At 62.9% G+C, this 17,090-nt stretch carries 18 protein-coding genes; 11 read left to right on the top strand and 7 right to left on the bottom strand.

All coding sequences use genetic code 11. The features are described from left to right. Positions 1-46: 46 nt before the first annotated feature. The 5 genes from NKJ73_RS07080 (at position 47) to recJ (ending at position 6,022) form a co-directional block, all read left to right on the top strand. Complete coding sequence (locus NKJ73_RS07080; protein ID WP_348625939.1) at positions 47-379, top strand: hypothetical protein; 333 nt, start codon at positions 47-49, stop codon at positions 377-379. Positions 380-419: 40 nt separating this feature from the next. Beyond that, positions 420-1,637: an LL-diaminopimelate aminotransferase gene (locus tag NKJ73_RS07075; protein ID WP_023678886.1), complete on the top strand. Its 1,218-nt coding sequence runs from the start codon at positions 420-422 to the stop codon at positions 1,635-1,637. 40 nt (positions 1,638-1,677) lie between these two features. Then, on the top strand, positions 1,678-2,991 hold the full coding sequence (locus NKJ73_RS07070) for a homoserine dehydrogenase (RefSeq protein ID WP_352454459.1): 1,314 nt from the start codon (positions 1,678-1,680) through the stop codon (positions 2,989-2,991). Positions 2,992-3,193: 202 nt separating this feature from the next. Next, entirely contained in the window at positions 3,194-4,177 is a 984-nt protein-coding gene (gene glpX, locus NKJ73_RS07065) for a class II fructose-bisphosphatase (protein ID WP_352568836.1), read from the top strand. Between the two features lie 60 nt (positions 4,178-4,237). Further along, positions 4,238-6,022: a single-stranded-DNA-specific exonuclease RecJ gene (gene recJ / locus NKJ73_RS07060; protein ID WP_352568835.1), complete on the top strand. Its 1,785-nt coding sequence runs from the start codon at positions 4,238-4,240 to the stop codon at positions 6,020-6,022. A 19-nt stretch (positions 6,023-6,041) separates the two neighbouring features. On the opposite strand, the gene NKJ73_RS07055 is transcribed toward recJ, so the two are convergent. The 3 genes from NKJ73_RS07055 to folE all read right to left on the bottom strand — a co-directional run bounded on the left by NKJ73_RS07055 (position 6,042) and on the right by folE (position 8,241). Next, positions 6,042-7,013 (bottom strand): patatin family protein, encoded by a 972-nt coding sequence (locus NKJ73_RS07055; protein WP_023678882.1) that lies wholly within the window; start codon positions 7,011-7,013, stop codon positions 6,042-6,044. An 84-nt stretch (positions 7,014-7,097) separates the two neighbouring features. Continuing rightward, complete coding sequence (gene hisI, locus NKJ73_RS07050; RefSeq protein ID WP_352568834.1) at positions 7,098-7,568, bottom strand: phosphoribosyl-AMP cyclohydrolase; 471 nt, start codon at positions 7,566-7,568, stop codon at positions 7,098-7,100. A gap of 10 nt (positions 7,569-7,578) precedes the next feature. Next, positions 7,579-8,241, bottom strand: a complete 663-nt coding sequence (gene folE, locus NKJ73_RS07045) for a GTP cyclohydrolase I FolE (protein ID WP_023678880.1) — start codon at positions 8,239-8,241, stop codon at positions 7,579-7,581. Positions 8,242-8,481: 240 nt separating this feature from the next. On the opposite strand from folE, the gene NKJ73_RS07040 reads away from it, so the two are divergent. Beyond that, on the top strand, positions 8,482-8,928 hold the full coding sequence (locus NKJ73_RS07040; RefSeq protein ID WP_023678879.1) for an iron-sulfur cluster assembly scaffold protein: 447 nt from the start codon (positions 8,482-8,484) through the stop codon (positions 8,926-8,928). Here NKJ73_RS07040 and NKJ73_RS07035 read toward each other — a convergent pair. Further along, positions 8,925-9,839, bottom strand: coding sequence for a LysR substrate-binding domain-containing protein (locus NKJ73_RS07035; protein ID WP_352568833.1), 915 nt, complete (start codon positions 9,837-9,839; stop codon positions 8,925-8,927). The two genes, NKJ73_RS07040 and NKJ73_RS07035, sit on opposite strands and share 4 nt — an antisense overlap. 91 nt (positions 9,840-9,930) lie before the next feature. Between NKJ73_RS07035 and NKJ73_RS07030 the strand changes: the two genes are divergently transcribed. The 4 genes from NKJ73_RS07030 (at position 9,931) to thrS (ending at position 13,655) form a co-directional block, all read left to right on the top strand. After that, on the top strand, positions 9,931-10,098 hold the full coding sequence (locus NKJ73_RS07030) for a hypothetical protein (protein ID WP_352568832.1): 168 nt from the start codon (positions 9,931-9,933) through the stop codon (positions 10,096-10,098). 79 nt (positions 10,099-10,177) lie between these two features. Then, positions 10,178-10,552 carry a membrane protein insertion efficiency factor YidD gene (gene yidD / locus NKJ73_RS07025; protein ID WP_352454656.1) on the top strand — a complete coding sequence of 125 codons (375 nt, stop codon included), beginning with the start codon at positions 10,178-10,180 and terminating at the stop codon, positions 10,550-10,552. A 146-nt stretch (positions 10,553-10,698) separates the two neighbouring features. After that, a complete protein-coding gene (gene blaOXA, locus NKJ73_RS07020) occupies positions 10,699-11,514 on the top strand; it encodes a class D beta-lactamase (protein WP_352568831.1) in 816 nt (271 codons plus the stop codon). Between the two features lie 167 nt (positions 11,515-11,681). Further along, positions 11,682-13,655 (top strand): threonine--tRNA ligase, encoded by a 1,974-nt coding sequence (thrS, locus tag NKJ73_RS07015; protein ID WP_352568830.1) that lies wholly within the window; start codon positions 11,682-11,684, stop codon positions 13,653-13,655. A gap of 264 nt (positions 13,656-13,919) precedes the next feature. Here thrS and NKJ73_RS07010 read toward each other — a convergent pair whose 3' ends face one another. Then, positions 13,920-14,885 carry an RgsD C-terminal domain-containing protein gene (locus NKJ73_RS07010; protein ID WP_023678874.1) on the bottom strand — a complete coding sequence of 322 codons (966 nt, stop codon included), beginning with the start codon at positions 14,883-14,885 and terminating at the stop codon, positions 13,920-13,922. Between the two features lie 156 nt (positions 14,886-15,041). Between NKJ73_RS07010 and NKJ73_RS07005 the strand changes: the two genes are divergently transcribed. Further along, on the top strand, positions 15,042-15,626 hold the full coding sequence (locus tag NKJ73_RS07005) for a nitroreductase family protein (protein ID WP_352568828.1): 585 nt from the start codon (positions 15,042-15,044) through the stop codon (positions 15,624-15,626). Positions 15,627-15,645: 19 nt separating this feature from the next. Here the strand turns inward: NKJ73_RS07005 and NKJ73_RS07000 are convergent, their stop codons facing one another. Beyond that, a complete protein-coding gene (locus NKJ73_RS07000; RefSeq protein ID WP_352568827.1) occupies positions 15,646-16,527 on the bottom strand; it encodes an HpcH/HpaI aldolase/citrate lyase family protein in 882 nt (293 codons plus the stop codon). 3 nt (positions 16,528-16,530) lie between these two features. Next, positions 16,531-17,022 (bottom strand): MaoC family dehydratase, encoded by a 492-nt coding sequence (locus NKJ73_RS06995; protein WP_502894602.1) that lies wholly within the window; start codon positions 17,020-17,022, stop codon positions 16,531-16,533. Between the last annotated feature and the right edge of the window lie 68 nt (positions 17,023-17,090).

Below are 17,090 nucleotides of genomic sequence, written 5' to 3'. Positions count from 1 at the left end.
TAATATTGGCAAGAACGTTTTTTCCGGCACTGGTCGTTTTTGCCGCATGGCGCTCGTCCTGTTGGCGATGGCCGGTTGCACGAGCAGCAACATAGAAGGTGCGGCGCCCGCCACCGGCCTTGTCGGCGCGAAGGACACCGGTTCCTATCCGAACCTGAACATCCGGCCGCAGGTGGCGGCCGAGCAATTCACCGACGAGGAAAAGAACGCCAAGCTCGCCCAACTGAAGGCCGAGGAGCAGAGCCAGGCCGCCAAGGGCGGCGGCGTCAAGGTTGCGGACCAGGCAGCGCTGGACCAGCTGGCAAAAAAACACGGCGCCGAGGCGCTGAAGCAGATCGAAGGCAAATGCGACCCCGCTCTCGACCCTAGTTGCAAATAAGCTTATACGCGCGACCGCAACCTCACTGTCTGGAACTGCCATGGAAGAATTTCACAAGGTCCGCCGGCTTCCGCCCTATGTCTTCGAACAGGTCAACCGGCTGAAGGCCAGCGCCCGTTCGCGCGGCGCCGACATCATCGACCTTGGCATGGGCAATCCGGACCTGCCGACGCCCAAGGCCATCGTCGACAAACTCTGCGAGGTGGTACGCGATCCGCGCACGCACCGCTATTCGTCGTCGCGCGGCATTCCGGGCCTGCGTCGTGCCCAGGCCAACTACTATGCCCGCCGCTTCGGTGTGAAGCTCGACCCGGACAGCCAGGTGGTGGCGACGCTCGGCTCGAAGGAGGGCTTTGCCAATATGGCGCAGGCGATCACCGCCCCCGGCGATGTGATCCTGTGCCCCAACCCGACCTATCCGATCCATGCGTTCGGTTTCATCATGTCGGGCGGCGTCATCCGCTCGCTGCAGGTCGAGCCGGACGACGGCTTCATCCCGGCGTTGGAGCGCGGCATCCGCCATTCGATCCCGAAGCCGCTGGCACTGATCCTCAATTATCCATCCAACCCGACGGCACTGGTCGCTTCGCTCGATTTCTACAAGGAGGTGGTGGCCTTCGCCAGGAAGAACGACATCATCATCCTGTCGGATCTTGCCTATTCGGAGATCTATTTCGACGGCAATCCGCCGCCTTCGGTGCTGCAGGTGCCGGGCGCCATAGACGTCGCCGTCGAGTTCACCTCGATGTCGAAGACCTTTTCGATGCCGGGCTGGCGCATGGGTTTTGCGGTCGGCAATGAACGGCTGATCTCGGCGCTGACGCGAGTGAAATCCTATCTCGACTACGGCGCCTTCACGCCAATCCAGGTGGCGGCGGCGCATGCACTCAACGGCGACGGCGCCGACATCGCCGAAGTGCGCGACGTCTACCGCAAACGCCGCGATGTCATGGTCGACGCTTTCAGCCGCGCCGGCTGGACCATTCCCGCACCGGCGGCTTCGATGTTCGCCTGGGCGCCGATCCCGGAGCCGTTCAAGCACCTGGGCTCGCTTGAATTCTCCAAGCTCCTGATCGAGCACGCCGACGTCGCGGTGGCGCCGGGCGTCGGCTTCGGCGAGCATGGCGACGATCACGTGCGCATCGCGCTGGTCGAAAACGAGCACCGGATCCGGCAAGCGGCGCGCAACATCAAGCGCTTCCTCGCATCCAGCGCCAAGCAGCCGAATAACGTCGTGCCGCTCGCCGCGCATCGCTGATTTTCTACACATGAACCGACTGAATGGGGCGTCGCCGGACATGGCTGAAGCGTTGCGTGTTGGAATTGCCGGGCTCGGCACCGTCGGTGCGTCGGTCGCCCGCGTGCTACGCGACAAGGCGGCCGAACTGACGCGGCAGTGCGGGCGCGACATCGTCGTGTCGGCGGTTTCGGCCCGCGATCCCAAACGCGACCGCGGCGTTGATCTTGGCACAGCACAGTGGTTCGACGACGCCGTCAAGATGGCGCAGACCGCCGAGATCGACGTGTTCGTCGAGCTGATCGGCGGCGACGAAGGCCCATCACGCTCGTCCGTCAAAGCGGCGCTCGAGGCCGGCCGACATGTCGTCACCGCAAACAAGGCGTTGCTTGCCAAACACGGGGTGGCATTGGCCGAGATCGCCGAGAGGAAAGGCGTGCTGCTCAATTACGAGGCGGCGGTGGCCGGCGGCATTCCGGTCATCAAGACAATGCGCGAGGCGATGGCCGGTAATTCGGTGACCCGCGTTTTCGGCATCCTCAACGGTACCTGCAACTACATTCTGACGCGCATGGAAGCCGAGGGCCTGTCTTTCGATGCCTGCCTGAAGGATGCGCAACGGCTGGGCTATGCCGAAGCCGACCCGACCTTCGACATCGAGGGTCACGACACCGCGCACAAGCTGTCGATCCTGACCAGCCTTGCCTTCGGCACGAAGATCGCCGCCAACGATATCTACATGGAAGGCATCTCCAACATCAGCCAGGCCGACATCCGCGCGGCCGGCGATCTCGGCTACCGGATCAAGCTGCTTGGCGTCGCCCAACGCACCGAAAGCGGCATCGAGCAGCGCGTGCACCCGACCATGGTGCCGACGGCCTCGGTCATCGCGCAGGTGCACGGCGTCACCAATGCGGTGGCGATCGAAACCGACATCCTCGGCGAATTGCTGCTTTCCGGCCCTGGCGCCGGCGGCAACGCCACCGCGTCGGCGGTGATCGGCGACATTGCCGACATCGCCAAGAGCCGGCCTGGCTTCCAGCATGGTCCGGTCTTCGGCCGGCCGGCGAAGGAATTGAAGCCTTACAAGAAAGCGCAGATGCGCAGCCATGCTGGCGGTTATTTCATCCGGCTGACCGTACACGACCGCCTCGGCGTCTTCGCGGCAATAGCCAAGCGCATGGCCGACAACGACATTTCTCTGGAATCGATCGTCCAGCATGCCGCCGGGCCGGAAACCGAGGCACAGAAGACGGTTATCCTCGTCACCCACGAGACGACCGAGGCGGCGGTGCGCAAGGCCGTCGACGGCATCACCAGGGACAGCCTTCTGACCGACAAGCCGCAAGTCATCCGCATCGAGCGGGCCGGATAGCAGTCTCACATTTTGCGTTTAATCGATTGATATTGCTGCGCTTTCAAAAAGGTCCAGCGCAGGTCTTGCTGTTGTCACGGGGCTTTGACACAAGAAGCGCGTCTCTGGCGGGAGGCTAATGCATGTCGCCCAAAAGTGTGCAGCGGTTTTGGGACAACGACATGCATAATAAAAACAAAGTGCCAACGAGGATTGTCCATCGATGAATGTGGCCCAGAACATTGTCGCCGGCCTCGACCGGATACTGACCATGGAATTGGTGCGCGTCACCGAACGCGCCGCGGTCGCGGCCGCCAGATTGCGCGGACGCGGCGACGAGAAGGCCGCCGACCAGGTCGCGGTCGATGCCATGCGGCAGGAGCTCAACCGTCTTGCCATCAACGGCACGGTGGTGATCGGCGAAGGCGAGCGCGACGAGGCGCCGATGCTCTATATCGGCGAGGAGGTCGGTACCGGCAAAGGCCCGGCTGTCGACATAGCGCTCGATCCGCTCGAAGGCACGACGATCTGCGCCAAGAACCTGCCCAACGCATTGGCCGTTATCGCCATTGCCGAAAAAGGCAGCCTTTTGTTCGCGCCGGACGTCTATATGGACAAGATCGCGATCGGCCCGGGCTATGCCAACGGCATCATCGACATCGATGCCTCGCCGGCCGAAAACATCGCCAGCCTGGCCAGGGCCAAGGGCGTGCCGGTGGCGGACATCACCGCCTGTATTCTCGACCGGCCACGCCATGGCGCGTTGATCGAAGCCGTGCGGGCGACCGGAGCCGCAATCCGTCTGATCGGCGACGGTGATGTCGCCGGGGTCATCCATACCACCGACCCGGACGAGACCGGCATCGACATCTATCTCGGCACCGGCGGCGCGCCGGAAGGCGTGCTCGCAGCTGCCGCCTTGCGCTGCACCGGTGGCCAGATGCAGGGCAAGTTGATCCTCGATACGCCGGAAAAGCTGGCGCGCGCCGCCAAGATGGGCATCTCCGACCCTAAACGGATCTACCACACGCAAGACATGGCACGCGGCGACGTGCTGTTTGCCGCGACCGGCGTCACCGACGGCAATATGCTGGCCGGCGTCAAGTTCGGCCGCAATTTCATCACCACGCACACGATCGTCCTGCGATCGTCATCGCGGACCGTGCGCGAAATCAAGGCCAGGCACCAGGATCTGGAAAAGTTTTGATTTCGACTCAGTTAGCCGTTGCATACTGTGCGCAATGACAAATTGCAGACGGCGCGTCACGTGACGGGGGAAAGACGCTTTTTCCTCGATGTCAGGCAGTCGGCCACCGGCGTTTCCTGGGAACACCGGCTGACCGAGCGTCAGGACATGGCCGCGCTCGCCATCGCGCAAGGGTATGGCGTGCCCGATATCGTGGCGCGCGTGCTGGCCGGGCGTGGCGTCACCGCCGAGCAGACCGAGCAGTTTCTGGATCCGACCATCCGCAACCTGCTGCCCGACCCGGCATCGCTGACCGACATGGACAAGGCCGCCTCTCGCATCGCCCAGGCGGTGATGGCCAGGGAAAAGGTGGCGATCTTTGGCGACTACGATGTCGACGGCGCCGCCTCATCGGCGCTGCTCAAGCGCTTTCTCGCGCATTTCTCGGTGCCGTCGGAGATCTACATACCGGACCGCATCTTCGAGGGCTACGGCCCCAATCCGGAAGCGATGCGCGAACTCGTTTCGCGCGGCGCGACGCTGATCGTCACCGTCGATTGCGGCACCAATAGTGCTGCTTCCATCGACGCGGCGAAGGCCGTCGGCGCCGACGTCGTGGTGCTCGATCACCATCAGGTCGGCGGGCCGTTGCCGGCGGCGACTGCGGTCGTCAACCCCAATCGCGAGGACGACCTTTCCGGCCAAGGTCATCTTTGTGCCGCCGGTGTCGTCTTCCTTTGCCTGGTGCAGACCGCGAAGATTCTGCGCAGCCGCCTGCCGGATGCCGCACCGCCGGACCTGCTTGGCCTGCTCGATCTGGTAGCGCTTGGCACCGTCTGCGACGTGGTGCCGCTCACCGGCATCAACCGCGCCTTCGTTGTCAAGGGGCTGCAGGTTGCGCGGCAGCAGAGGAACGAAGGGCTGGCGGCGTTGGCGCGGGTCTCGCGTATCGGCGAGCCGATCAACACGTTCCATCTGGCCTTTCTGATCGGTCCGCGCATCAACGCCGGCGGGCGCATCGGCGACGCAGCACTTGGCAGCCGCCTGCTTGCAACCGACGACCCGGTCGAAGCCCGCACCATCGCCGAGACGCTGGATCGGCTCAACCAGGAGCGGCAGTCGATGGAGCAGGAGATGCTGGCCGCGGCGCGCTCAGAGGCCGATGCCGAGCTTGCTGGCGGCAATGGTCCGGCCATCGTGGTCACAGCCAGCAGCAACTGGCATCCTGGCATTGTCGGCCTGCTTGCCTCGCGGCTCAAGGACCATGCAAGACGGCCGGCCTTTGCCATCGCCTTCAACGCCAATGGTGTCGGCACGGGGTCAGGCCGTTCAGTGTCGGGCTTCGACCTCGGCCGGCTGGTGCGCGAGGCCGCCGATGCCGGGCTGATCGTCAAGGGCGGCGGCCACGGAATGGCGGCCGGCATCACTGTCGAGCGGGCGAAGCTCGGCCAACTCAGGGCTTTCTTCGAAGAACGCGCGGCGGTGGATGTGTTCCGGCTGCAAGGCGAGGAGAGCCTGGCGATCGACGGCGCGCTTGCCGCCGAGGGCGCGACGCTTGCGCTGCTCGATGCGCTTGAGAAGGCAGGGCCGTTCGGCGCCGGGCATGTTGCGCCGGTGTTCGCGCTGCCGCGCCACCGGCTTGTCGATGCGCGGGCGGTCGGCAGCAACCACATCCGCGCCGACCTGCAGTCGGAAAGCGGCGGCCGCATCCAGGCGATCGCCTTTCGCGCCGTCGACACGGCTCTTGGCGAATTCCTGTTCAAGAACAGGGGTAAGCCGGTGCATGTCGCCGGCTCGCTGTCGGGCAACCACTGGAACGGCAACCGCACGGTGCAATTTCGTATCGTCGACGCGGCGCTTGCCTGAGAGCTCGCTGCCGCCCTGCCTAAGCGAGGACGGTCTGCAGCCGGGTCAGGTCGCCGATCTGCGCCATCGTTGCCTGGTAGCCGATACGGATCGCTTCGTCGGCGCGGTGGAATTCGGTCAGGCCGATATGGCTGAGCTTCGGCTGCAGCGATATGTCCGGCGGGTCGCCGGCCAGCCTGGCGCGCGAAATGCGGTCCTGGATGATGTTGAAGGCCTCGACCATGACGCCGGTAATGCCGAGCCGCGTCTCGCGTGACTGGCGTTCAGGATCGGCGTGGCCGGCCCTCGGCGCGTCTTTCTCGATGACCAGCTCGCCGGCATTGTGCTTGATCACCGCGGCGCGGCCGAACAGATCGTAGTGAAGGTTCACCGCAACTACGAGCGGCTGCTCGTAGGCACGGCAGACCGAGACCGGCACCGGATTGACCAGTGCGCCGTCAACCAGCACACGCCCATTGCAGGCGACCGGCTCGAACACGCCGGGCAGCGCGTAGGAGGCGCGCATTGCGGTGCTCAACGAGCCGCTCGACAGCCAGATCTCATGGCCAGTGCGGATTTCCGAAGCGACGCAGACGAATGGTTTTGGCAGGTCCTCGAAGCGGATGCCGGCTATGTGCTCGCGCAGCCGCGCATCGAGCTTCATGCCACCGAACAGGCCGCTGCCGCGTAGATTGAGGTCGAGAAGGCCAAAAATGCGCCGCCTGGTCAGGCTGCGCGCGAATTCTTCCAGCTCGTCAAGCTTGCCGGCAACATAGCAGCCGCCGACCAGCGCGCCGATCGAGGTGCCGGCGATCATCGACACTTCGATGCCGGCTTCGTCAAGCGCGCGCAGCACGCCGATATGCGCCCAGCCGCGCGCACAGCCGCCGCCCAATGCCAGCGAAATCCCTGTTTTGCCCGGAGATTTGGTTTCGGATGCGCCCGCGGCCGAGGAGAGGCCATTGGCCTCCCGAACGTCAGGTCTGTTGCGCAATGACGCCCAGTCGAGCATCACAATCTCCCTTGTCCCACGGCCATCCTATAGGCGGGCCGTATCGAAATCATGAATATACGTGGCTGAAGTGCTGCGAATGGTTCATATTGATGGTGTATTGCGCTTTCGATACGTTTTTTCCGCATCGAACAGCGGCTTGCTGCCGTCGCTGGCAAGTGTCCCTTTGCCATCGCTCAGCCCCACCGTCCGATAAAAGCATGAACGTCGGCCGGTGTGACAAGTTGCTTGGTGACCCAGCACTTTGACGCGCAACCATATCGCGTCCTGGTCACAATCCGTGAGCATCTCGACAACCTCCTGGACATTGCCCGAGGTTTCGCCCTTCTTCCACAGCGCGTTGCGCGAACGCGACCAGTAGTGCGCGATGCCGGTCTCGAGCGTCAGCGCCAGCGCCTCGGCATTCATGTGCGCGACCATCAGCAGCATGCCGTCTTCGGCATCGGTGACGACGGCGGTGACGAGGCCGCCGGCATCGAAGCGCGGCGAAAGGACCGTGCCTTCCTCAAGCGCCTTCTTGTCTGAGGGAGCTTTCGGGAACTCCAATGCCGACATTCGCCGGTCCTTATTTAACTAAGGTGGGGCGGGTCTGATCAGTTCCGCCGCCGCGCACCATGGTGACGAAGCGGACCTGCTCTTCGGGTGTATCCTTGAAGACGCCGGTGAAGGTCGAGGTCAGTGTGGTGGAGCCCTGTTTGCGGATACCGCGCATGGCCATGCACATATGCTCGGCCTCGAGCATGACGGCGACGCCACGCGGATTGAGCACGTCCTGGATGACCCCGGCAATCTGCGCCGTCATCGCTTCCTGGGTCTGCAGACGATGGGCGAAGATGTCGACGACGCGGGCGATCTTGGACAGGCCGACGACCTTGCCGTCCGGCAGATAGCCGACATGCGCCTTGCCGATGATCGGCACCATGTGGTGCTCGCAATGCGAGTGGAACGTGATGTCCTTGACGATCACGAGGTCATCGTAGCCGGCGACTTCCTCGAAGGTGCGGCCGAGTTCCTCGGCCGGACACATGTCGTAGCCGTTGAACATTTCGCGGAACGCCTTAGTGACGCGCTTCGGCGTGTCGATCAGACCCTCGCGGTCAGGGTTGTCGCCGGTCCAGCGCAGCAAGGTGCGCACCGCGGCTTCGACTTCGGCCTCGCTTGGCCGGTCGGTGACCGGCTTTTCCATATAGGCCGACTGCGGCATGAGTTTCTTGATAACGGCGTCCATAAAGGCGTCTCCCGCAGTTCCTCTCTCAGGAGGAACGAGTTGAACGGACCACGACCTTTCGGGTGTTAGAAACTCGCCCGGTTTCCAGCCCGTAAGTGGCGTGAACAGATTTGGGCATGACGAGGTTTGTGGTCGCCTTGTCGATACCCGACTACCGCCATTATATATGTTCGTGCCGAGCGAAAGGAAGACGCCAGAGCGGCAATCGCTGTTCGCTGGGCGGCGACGGATTGGAAAAATATGATCGACGATGTCTACAATGCGAAAATTCTGGGTTTTGCCGGAAATATCGCACGGATCGGCCGGCTCGACCGGCCCGACGCAACCGCACGAGCACATTCCAAACTGTGTGGCTCGACAGTGACCGTCGATCTGAAGATGGATGACGGCGTCGTCAGCGATTTCGCGCATGACGTGAAAGCCTGTGCGCTTGGCCAGGCGTCGTCTTCGATCATGGCGCAGCATGTCGTCGGCGCCAGTGCAGAAGAATTGCGCAGCGTGCGCGAGACGATGCTGAAGATGCTGAAGGAAAATGGCCCGCCGCCCGAAGGCCGCTTCGCCGACCTGAAATACCTGGAGCCGGTGCGCGACTATAAGGCGCGCCACGCCTCGACCATGCTGACCTTCGACGCAGTGGTCGATGCCATCGGCCAGATCGAGAAGAAGCGGGCGGAAGAGGCGGCTTAAACCTTGGCGAGAAAACGCCGGCTTTCGGCGAATTCCGCCCGGACCCACTCGGCAAAAGCCCTGGCTGGCTCGGAAAGGTCATTCAGCCTTCTGGCCACTAGCCAATAGGCGCCCGACGCGACGTCGATGTCGAAAGGCTTGATCAGCGCGCCGGACGCAAGTTCTTCGCCGATCTGCAAAAGATCGCCCAGCGCGACACCATGTCCAAGCAAGGCTGCCTGCTTCGAAAGCGAAGCATCGGCCAGCATCGGGCCGCGCGCAGGCACGGCATCAGCCGTCACGCCCGCCGCTTCGAACCAGCGCGCCCAAGCCTGACGGTTTTCTTCGTGCAGCAATGTATAGCGACCAAGGTCGATCGGCTTTTCCAGAGCTGGGCCGGATGCAAGAAGTGCCGGCGACAGAACTGGGGAATCGACGACCGCGGCAAGCTGTTCGGCTTCGCTGCGTGGCCATGAGTTGGCGTGCGCACTGAAACGTAGGGCAAGTTCGGGCTGATCGCTGCGAAACTCTATCAACCTCGGGTCGACCTCAAGGGAAACGTCGATGTCGGGTCGCAACTCGCGAAACCGGTTGAGCCGCGGCACCAGCCATACGGATGCAAGCGATGGCTCGACGCTGACACGTACCACGGACTGCGTCGGGGCTGCCGTCAATTCCGAAAGCAGCCTGTCGATGCCCTCGAAACTTCTGACCAACTGATCGAGCAGCCGCCGGCCGGTGTCGGTCAACTCGACGCGGCGATGATGGCGGAAGAACAAAGGTTGGCGCAGGAAGGTTTCGAGCTCGCGGATCTGTCGGCTGATCGCCGCCTGCGAAACATAAAGCTCCTCGGCCGCACGGCTGAAGCTCAGGTGACGACCGGCTGCTTCGAAGCTTCTGAGGGCCGTCAGGGGGAGGTGTCCGCGCTTCATTCGCATAACTCAGAGTTATCTGACGTGGACGTTATACTCGTTTGAAGAGCAAGGCCAGCGGCGCTCTAATCGGTGCTCAAGGAGTGCCGCCATGATCCAGTTTCTCAACATTCTAGGCGATGTCGTGCGGATCGCGACGTTTCAGTGGTACGACGAGAAACCGCATAGGGATTGGTGCGAGGAGAGGCCGCCGACCAGCGTCGCCGTATGTCGAAGGCCGACGCCCGACCACTACCCGGTTCGCCGTACCAGGCCATGACCGGATTGCCGGAACGGCATTGCGTTCCTGGCCCGATGCGCACATCTATCGCGTAGGGAAACGCGATGTGGAGACTGCGGTGGTCGGCCAACATCGGCAAGCGCACGGCGCCAGACCGATTCGACAAGGACGCAATTGGCCCGGCCCGTGGCGCAAGACGCCGGGCCGCGTCTTCGGCACGTCGCTTGTCCGACTCTACCAGCTGACGCTGTCCGGCTTCGTCGGCAATTCCTGCCGGCATCTGCCGACCTGTTCCGAATACGCGCACGAAGCGATCGCCCGCCACGGGCTGTGGGCCGGCGGCTGGATGGGGTTTTTCCGGGTGCTGCGCTGCGGACCGTTCGGCACGCACGGCATCGACCGGGTGCCTGAGGCACTGGCTGATCGCTACCTCTGGTTCACGCCATGGCGGTACTGGCGGATCGGGAAAAAACGTGGCGACCTGGACAGTTGACCGCAGCTGTGCGGTGCACAAAGGGATCGCTTTTTACGATCTGTTAGGGTTAACCGCAGCTTGCGCTGACATAGCGCATTTGAGACAAAATCGAGACAAGACACCTCGCTAAGCCGCTCCTGACACCCTTCAGGAGAGATTACCAAATGCGCCGGATAGATCGTCTTCCCTTCGTTTTCGCCGTGGTTCTCTATGTCCTGGCGTGGCTGATGGGTTTTCCGATCCGTGCGCAATCGGCGCCGCTCGGGGACGTCGAATGCACGCTGATCGTCGACGCCGCAAGCGGCGAGACGCTGTATCGCCAAGGGACCTGCGATCAGCGCTTCAGCCCCGCCTCGACATTCAAGGTTCCGCTGGCGCTGATCGGCTATGATGCTGGAATCCTGAGCGACGAGCATACGCCAAGCTGGGAGTACAAGGCAGAGTTCAATGCCCCGAAACGGGACCGCAAGACCGTCGACCCGACGATCTGGGAAAGGGATTCGGTCCTTTGGTTCTCACGCGAGATTACGCGCCGGCTCGGCAGCAAACAGTTTGCCGGCTATGTGTCCAGATTGGACTATGGTAACACCGAAGTCTCCGGCACTGCCGGCAAGAATGATGGCCCCACCCATTCCTGGGTGAATTCTTCGCTCAAGATATCGCCGGTCGAGCAGGTCGATTTCCTGCGCAAGCTGCTGGCGCGGAAACTGCCGGTCTCGGACAAGGCCCATGCGATGACCAGCGCGATTGTCCCGACCTTCCGGGCAGGCGGCTGGACGGTGCAGGGTAAGACCGGAACGACCAGGCTCGGCGACAGCGCCGACAAGCGCTCGCTTGGCTGGTTTGTCGGCTGTGCGCAGACCGATGCTCGCAAGATCGTCTTTGCCCGCCTGGTAGTCGATACGAAACGTTCCGACACGCCAAAGGGGCTCAAGACGCGGGCGATGTTCCTGAAAGATCTGCCGAATCTCCTCAGGTGACCTACATCCGGCTTTACGGCACCGAAAACTGCCCATAAAAGACCGCTCGCCGCCGGACGCATCCGGCTCTTACTGATGCATGTCGTAGCCCCAAAACCGCTAAGCAGTCTTGGGCGACATGCATTTCACCACCCGCGCTCGTTTGCGGGACTGGATAGGAGAATCTTATGTTGAATTCCGTTTCCCTGACATTTCCCGATGGTTCCGTTCGCGATTACGACGCGGCGATGACCGGCGCCGGCCTGGCGGAATCGATCTCGAAGTCGCTGGCCAAGAAGGCCGTTGCCTATTCGATCGACGGCACGCTGCGCGATCTTTCCGACCCGATCGGCAAGTCCGGCAAGGTCGAGATCATCACCCGCGAGGACCCGCGTGCGCTGGAGCTCATCCGCCACGATGCAGCCCATGTGCTGGCCGAAGCCGTGCAGGAACTTTGGCCGGGAACGCAGGTGACCATCGGGCCGGTGATCGAAAACGGGTTCTACTACGATTTTGCCCGCAACGAGCCGTTCACGCCCGACGATTTCCCGGTGATCGAGAAGAAGATGCGCGAGATCATTGCGCGCAACAAGCCGTTCACCAAAGAGGTCTGGTCGCGCGAAAAGGCGAAAAGGATCTTTGCCGACAAGGGCGAGCGCTACAAGCTCGAGTTGATCGACGCCATCCCCGAGGATCAGGACCTCAAGATCTATGCACAGGGCGACTGGTTCGATCTTTGCCGCGGCCCGCATATGGCCTCGACTGGCCAGATCGGCAACGCCTTCAAGCTGATGAAGGTCGCCGGCGCCTATTGGCGCGGCGACAGCAACAACCCGATGCTGACCCGCATCTACGGCACGGCCTGGGCCGACCAGGCCCAGCTCGATGCCTATCAGACGATGCTCGAGGAAGCCGAGAAGCGCGATCACAGGAAGCTCGGCCGCGAGATGGACCTGTTCCACTTCCAGGAGGAGGGCCCTGGCGTCGTCTTCTGGCACGCCAAGGGCTGGAGGATGTTCCAGAACCTGGTCAACTACATGCGCCGCCGCCTCGACGAGCAGGGCTACCAGGAAGTCAACGCGCCGCAAGTGCTCGACAAGAGCCTGTGGGAGACGTCAGGCCACTGGGGCTGGTACCGGGACAACATGTTCAAGGTGACGGTTGCTGGCGACGACACCGACGACGACCGGGTGTTTGCGCTGAAGCCGATGAACTGCCCCGGTCACGTCCAAATCTTCAAGCACGGGCTGAAATCCTACCGCGATCTGCCGGTAAAACTTGCGGAATTCGGCAATGTGCATCGCTATGAGCCGTCCGGCGCGCTGCACGGGCTGATGCGCGTGCGCGGCTTTACCCAGGACGATGCGCACATCTTCTGCACCGAGGAACAGCTCGCCGACGAGTGCATCAAGATCAACGATCTGATCCTCTCGACCTATGCCGATTTCGGCTTCGACGAAATCACCGTCAAGCTGGCGACCCGCCCCGAAAAACGGGTCGGCACCGACGCGATGTGGGATCATGCCGAGGGCGTGCTGCAGGACGTGCTCGACAAGATCGCCGCGCGGTCGGGCAACCGGATCAAGACGGGCGTCAATCCGGGTGAGGGCACGTTCTACGGGCCGAAGTTCGAATATGTGCTGAAGGACGCCATCGGCCGCGACTGGCAATGCGGCACCACGCAGGTTGATTTCAACCTGCCGGAACGGTTCGGCGCCTTCTACATCGGCTCGGATTCGGAAAAGAAGCAGCCGGTGATGGTGCATCGCGCCATCTGCGGCTCGATGGAGCGTTTTCTCGGCATCCTGATCGAGAATTATTCCGGCCATTTCCCGCTCTGGTTCGCGCCGCTGCAGGTGGTGGTGGCGACGATCACTTCCGATGCCGACGATTACGCGCGAAAGGTCGTCGCGCAGCTGAAGGCGGCGGGGCTGATCGCCGAAGCCGATCTGCGCAACGAGAAGATCAACTACAAGGTCCGCGAGCATTCGCTGGCCAAGGTGCCGGTCATCCTCGTCTGCGGCAAGCGCGAGGCCGAGGAAGAAACGGTCAATATCCGTCGTCTCGGGTCGCGCGACCAGGAATCACTCGGCCTCGCAGCCGCCGTGAAGCTGCTTGCCGATGAGGCGGTGACACCCGACCGCAAGCGCCGCGCGGCCTGAACCAGCCGACCAGCAACGAATGGCGGTGGAGCGATCCACCGCCATTTTCATATGCCTGTCACGCCGCGAGCCTATCCGGCAAAATCGATCGACGTGCGCATCGGCGACGTGCTGGAGTGGGACGAACTGGAAGCCGCTGCGCGACCACAAGATCTTGCTCGACCGCCTTCACCGCTGCGTCTTCGACCTGCCTTCGGCCGTACCGCGTGGCCGCGCGCAGTTGCTGGCGCGACGCATGCGCAAAGCAGCCTAGAGGGGCGCGCCTCAGTCGGCGCCTTCCTCGGAATCGATGGCCGAAGCCTCGGTGGCCAGAACCTCGATGTCCTGGTTGTGCCCAGCCACCACCGTAAAATCCTTCTGGTAGATGCGGTCGCGGTTCTTGGCGATGATGGTGTAGTCGCCCTCGGCCAGCACCATCGAGGCAAAGGCGCCGACGGTTTCCTTGATCGGATCGCCGGATTCGTTGAGCAGGGACCAGGAGGTGTCGGCGATCGCCTCGCCGCCTGGTTCGCGCACCAGCTTCATGGTCATCTCGGCGGCACGGTGCTCGACGGTCGCTTCGGTCAGCTTGCCGGCCTCGACGCGGATGTCGGAGCGGATGACCGCGTTCACCGCGCCATAGGTCGACACGACGTGGTAGGTGCCGGCATTGAGCCGCACGACGCTGTTCGGCTCGACATCGGGTATGATCAGGGCGCGATCGCCATCGGCCGCGGCGTGGCTCTCATAGATCGAGAAGCGCAGCTTCTTCGGCGGTATGCGTACCCCGCCGGACAGCACGGCATCGAGCTTGAGGCCACCGGCATCGAGCACGAGGCTCTCGCGCTTGGCTTCCTTGCCGACGGTGATGCGCTTGGTGGCGCCGGCCCGCCCGTAGGAGGCGTGGACCAGATACGAACCCGGCTCGAGCTGGAATATGGCGGTGCCGCCATGAGCGGAGGCGACCATCGGCAGCTTGCCGTCGCTGGCCGATTCGGGCTTGAAGACGCGCCAGACTATGCCGCGCGTGATGTCGGCGCCCTTGTCGGTCAATTGCGCCGACAGCGTGATCGCCCCGCTGCTGCCCAATGCCAGCGATGTCTCGCTTTTCGGAGGCGCATAGCCCGAAATTCCGGGAAGCTTCAGCTCGCCGAGGCCGTCCACATCCTGGGCGACGGCAAGCGAAACCGGCACCATCAACAGTGCGGCAGCGAGCCATATCAGGAAAAGACGCAATGTCCCCTCAAACATGCCTTGCGTTGAAGCCCAAGGCGGTGGCAATTTCAAGGCTTAAGAGTCCGGTCGGCTTCTGCTACAGGGCTCTTTGTCCGGCGCGCCGCGCCAATGCCCAAGCCGCCCGATGTCCCGATGGTGCGCTTCAGCTCAAATTCCAGGAGACTTGCGCCCATGGCGTCGCCGATCATCGATCTTCTGCTGACCCGAAATTCCGCGCCGATCCCGGATTTGAAAGAACCGGCACCGGGCGATGCGGAGATCGCGACGATGATCGCCGCCGCCTCGCGGGTGCCGGACCATGGCCGGCTGGAGCCTTGGCGTTTCATCCTTTATCGCGGCGAGGCCCGCATCGAGATCGGCAAGAAGCTGGCAGAACTTGCCGAACAGCGCGAAGGGCCGCTGCCGGAAGGCCGGCGCAACCAGGAATTGGCGCGCTTTTCGCGGGCGCCGCTGGTCATCGGCGTGATTTCTATCCCCAGGGAAAATCCAAAGATCCCGCAATGGGAGATGTTCCTGTCCGGCGGCATGGCGGCGATGAACCTGATGCTTGCCGCCAATGCGCTGGGCTACGGCACCAACATGATCAGCAACTGGTATTCCGACGTGCCCGAGGGCAGGGCGATCCTCGGCCTGGCGCCGCATGAGCGGGTCGTCGGCTTCGTCCATATCGGCTCCTACCAGGGGCCAGCGCCGGAACGACCGCGGCCCGATCCGGCAAAGCTCTATGCCGACTATTCGGGGCCGTGGGTGGGATAATTTTCGCGCGGAACAGACCCTAAGCGTCAAGCCCCGCTGCCTTGGCTCGCGCCAGGAGCCGTTCGGCGAGCTTGAGATGCGGCCGATCGTACATCTTGCCATCCATGCCAACGACGCCGGGATTTCCTGCCGCCTCGAACGCCTCGACGATCGCCAGGGCGCTTTTCACCGCTTGCGCCGAAGGCGTGAAGGCGGCGTTGATGACCGGCACCTGCGCCGGATGGATCGCCATCTTGCCGGTGAAACCGTCGCGCTCGGCCTCGGCGCATTCGGCCTCGAAGCCGGCCATGTCGCGAAAATCCGGAAAGACGGTGTCGATTGCCGCGACTTCCGCGGCACTTGCGGCAAGCATGGTCATGGTGCGGGCGAGGCGGAACACATCCGTGTAGCGGCCATTCGCGTCGCGCGTCGCGCGCGCGCCAATCGCCGCCGACAAATCTTCCGCGCCCCAGGTGACGCCGACAAGCCGCGCGCTTGCACGGGCGTAGGTCGCTGCGGCCAAGACGCCTGCGGCCGTTTCTGTGATGATCGGCAGGATCCTTATCGCTCCATCCGGCAGGCCGCCTTCGGCTTCGTGCACCCTGAGCTTGGCCGAGAGATGCTGGACATCCAGTCCGCTGTTCGACTTAGGCAGCATGATGCCGTCTGGTTTCACCGGCACGAGCGCCGCCAGATCGTCGTCGGTCAGTCCGGTCGAAAGATCGTTGACGCGAACATAGATCGCGGAGCTGGTCCGGTGCCTGTGCTCGGCGATAAAACGCGCCGCTGTGTCGCGCGCCAGACCTTTGTTCTGCGCGGCAATCGAATCCTCGAGGTCGACGATGACCACGTCGGCGCCTACGCCAAAGCCCTTCTCCAGCTTCTTTTCCGAATCGCCGGGAACGAAGAGCAGAGAACGCATCGGCTATGCCTTTTTCATCATCATGGCTTGCCTCGTGCATTTGGCAACCAGCACATCGTTCTGGTTATAGGCGCGGTGCTCGAACTCGACGATACCGCGGTCCGGTTTCGACCTGGAATCGCGCACCGAAACCACCGTGGTCTCGACGCGAATGGTGTCGCCATGGAAGACGGGGTGCGGAAACACTGTCTCCTTCATGCCGAGATTGGCGATGGTGGTGCCGACGGTGATGTCGTTGACCGAGATGCCGATCATCAGGCCCAGCGTGAACAGCGAATTGACCAGCGGTTTGCCCCATTCGCTCTTCGCCGCGAAGTCGAAATCGATGTGCAGCGGCTGCGGGTTCAACGTCATCACCGAAAACAGCATGTTGTCGCTTTCGGTCACGGTCTTGCGCAGCGTGTGCTTGAACACATGGCCGACAACGAACTCCTCAAGGTAAAGTCCGGCCATTGTCGATCTCCTCCGCTGCTTAAGGGTTGATAGGCGTTGCATACCGGGCTCGCAAGCCAGTTAACGAACATGGTGAACCGTTCGTAAACCATTTGTGCCTACGGTCTCCA

The organism is Mesorhizobium sp. M0074 (genome assembly GCF_040322975.1).
GTDB lineage: Bacteria > Pseudomonadota > Alphaproteobacteria > Rhizobiales > Rhizobiaceae > Mesorhizobium.
This window is presented reverse-complemented; position numbering and strand designations above follow the sequence as displayed.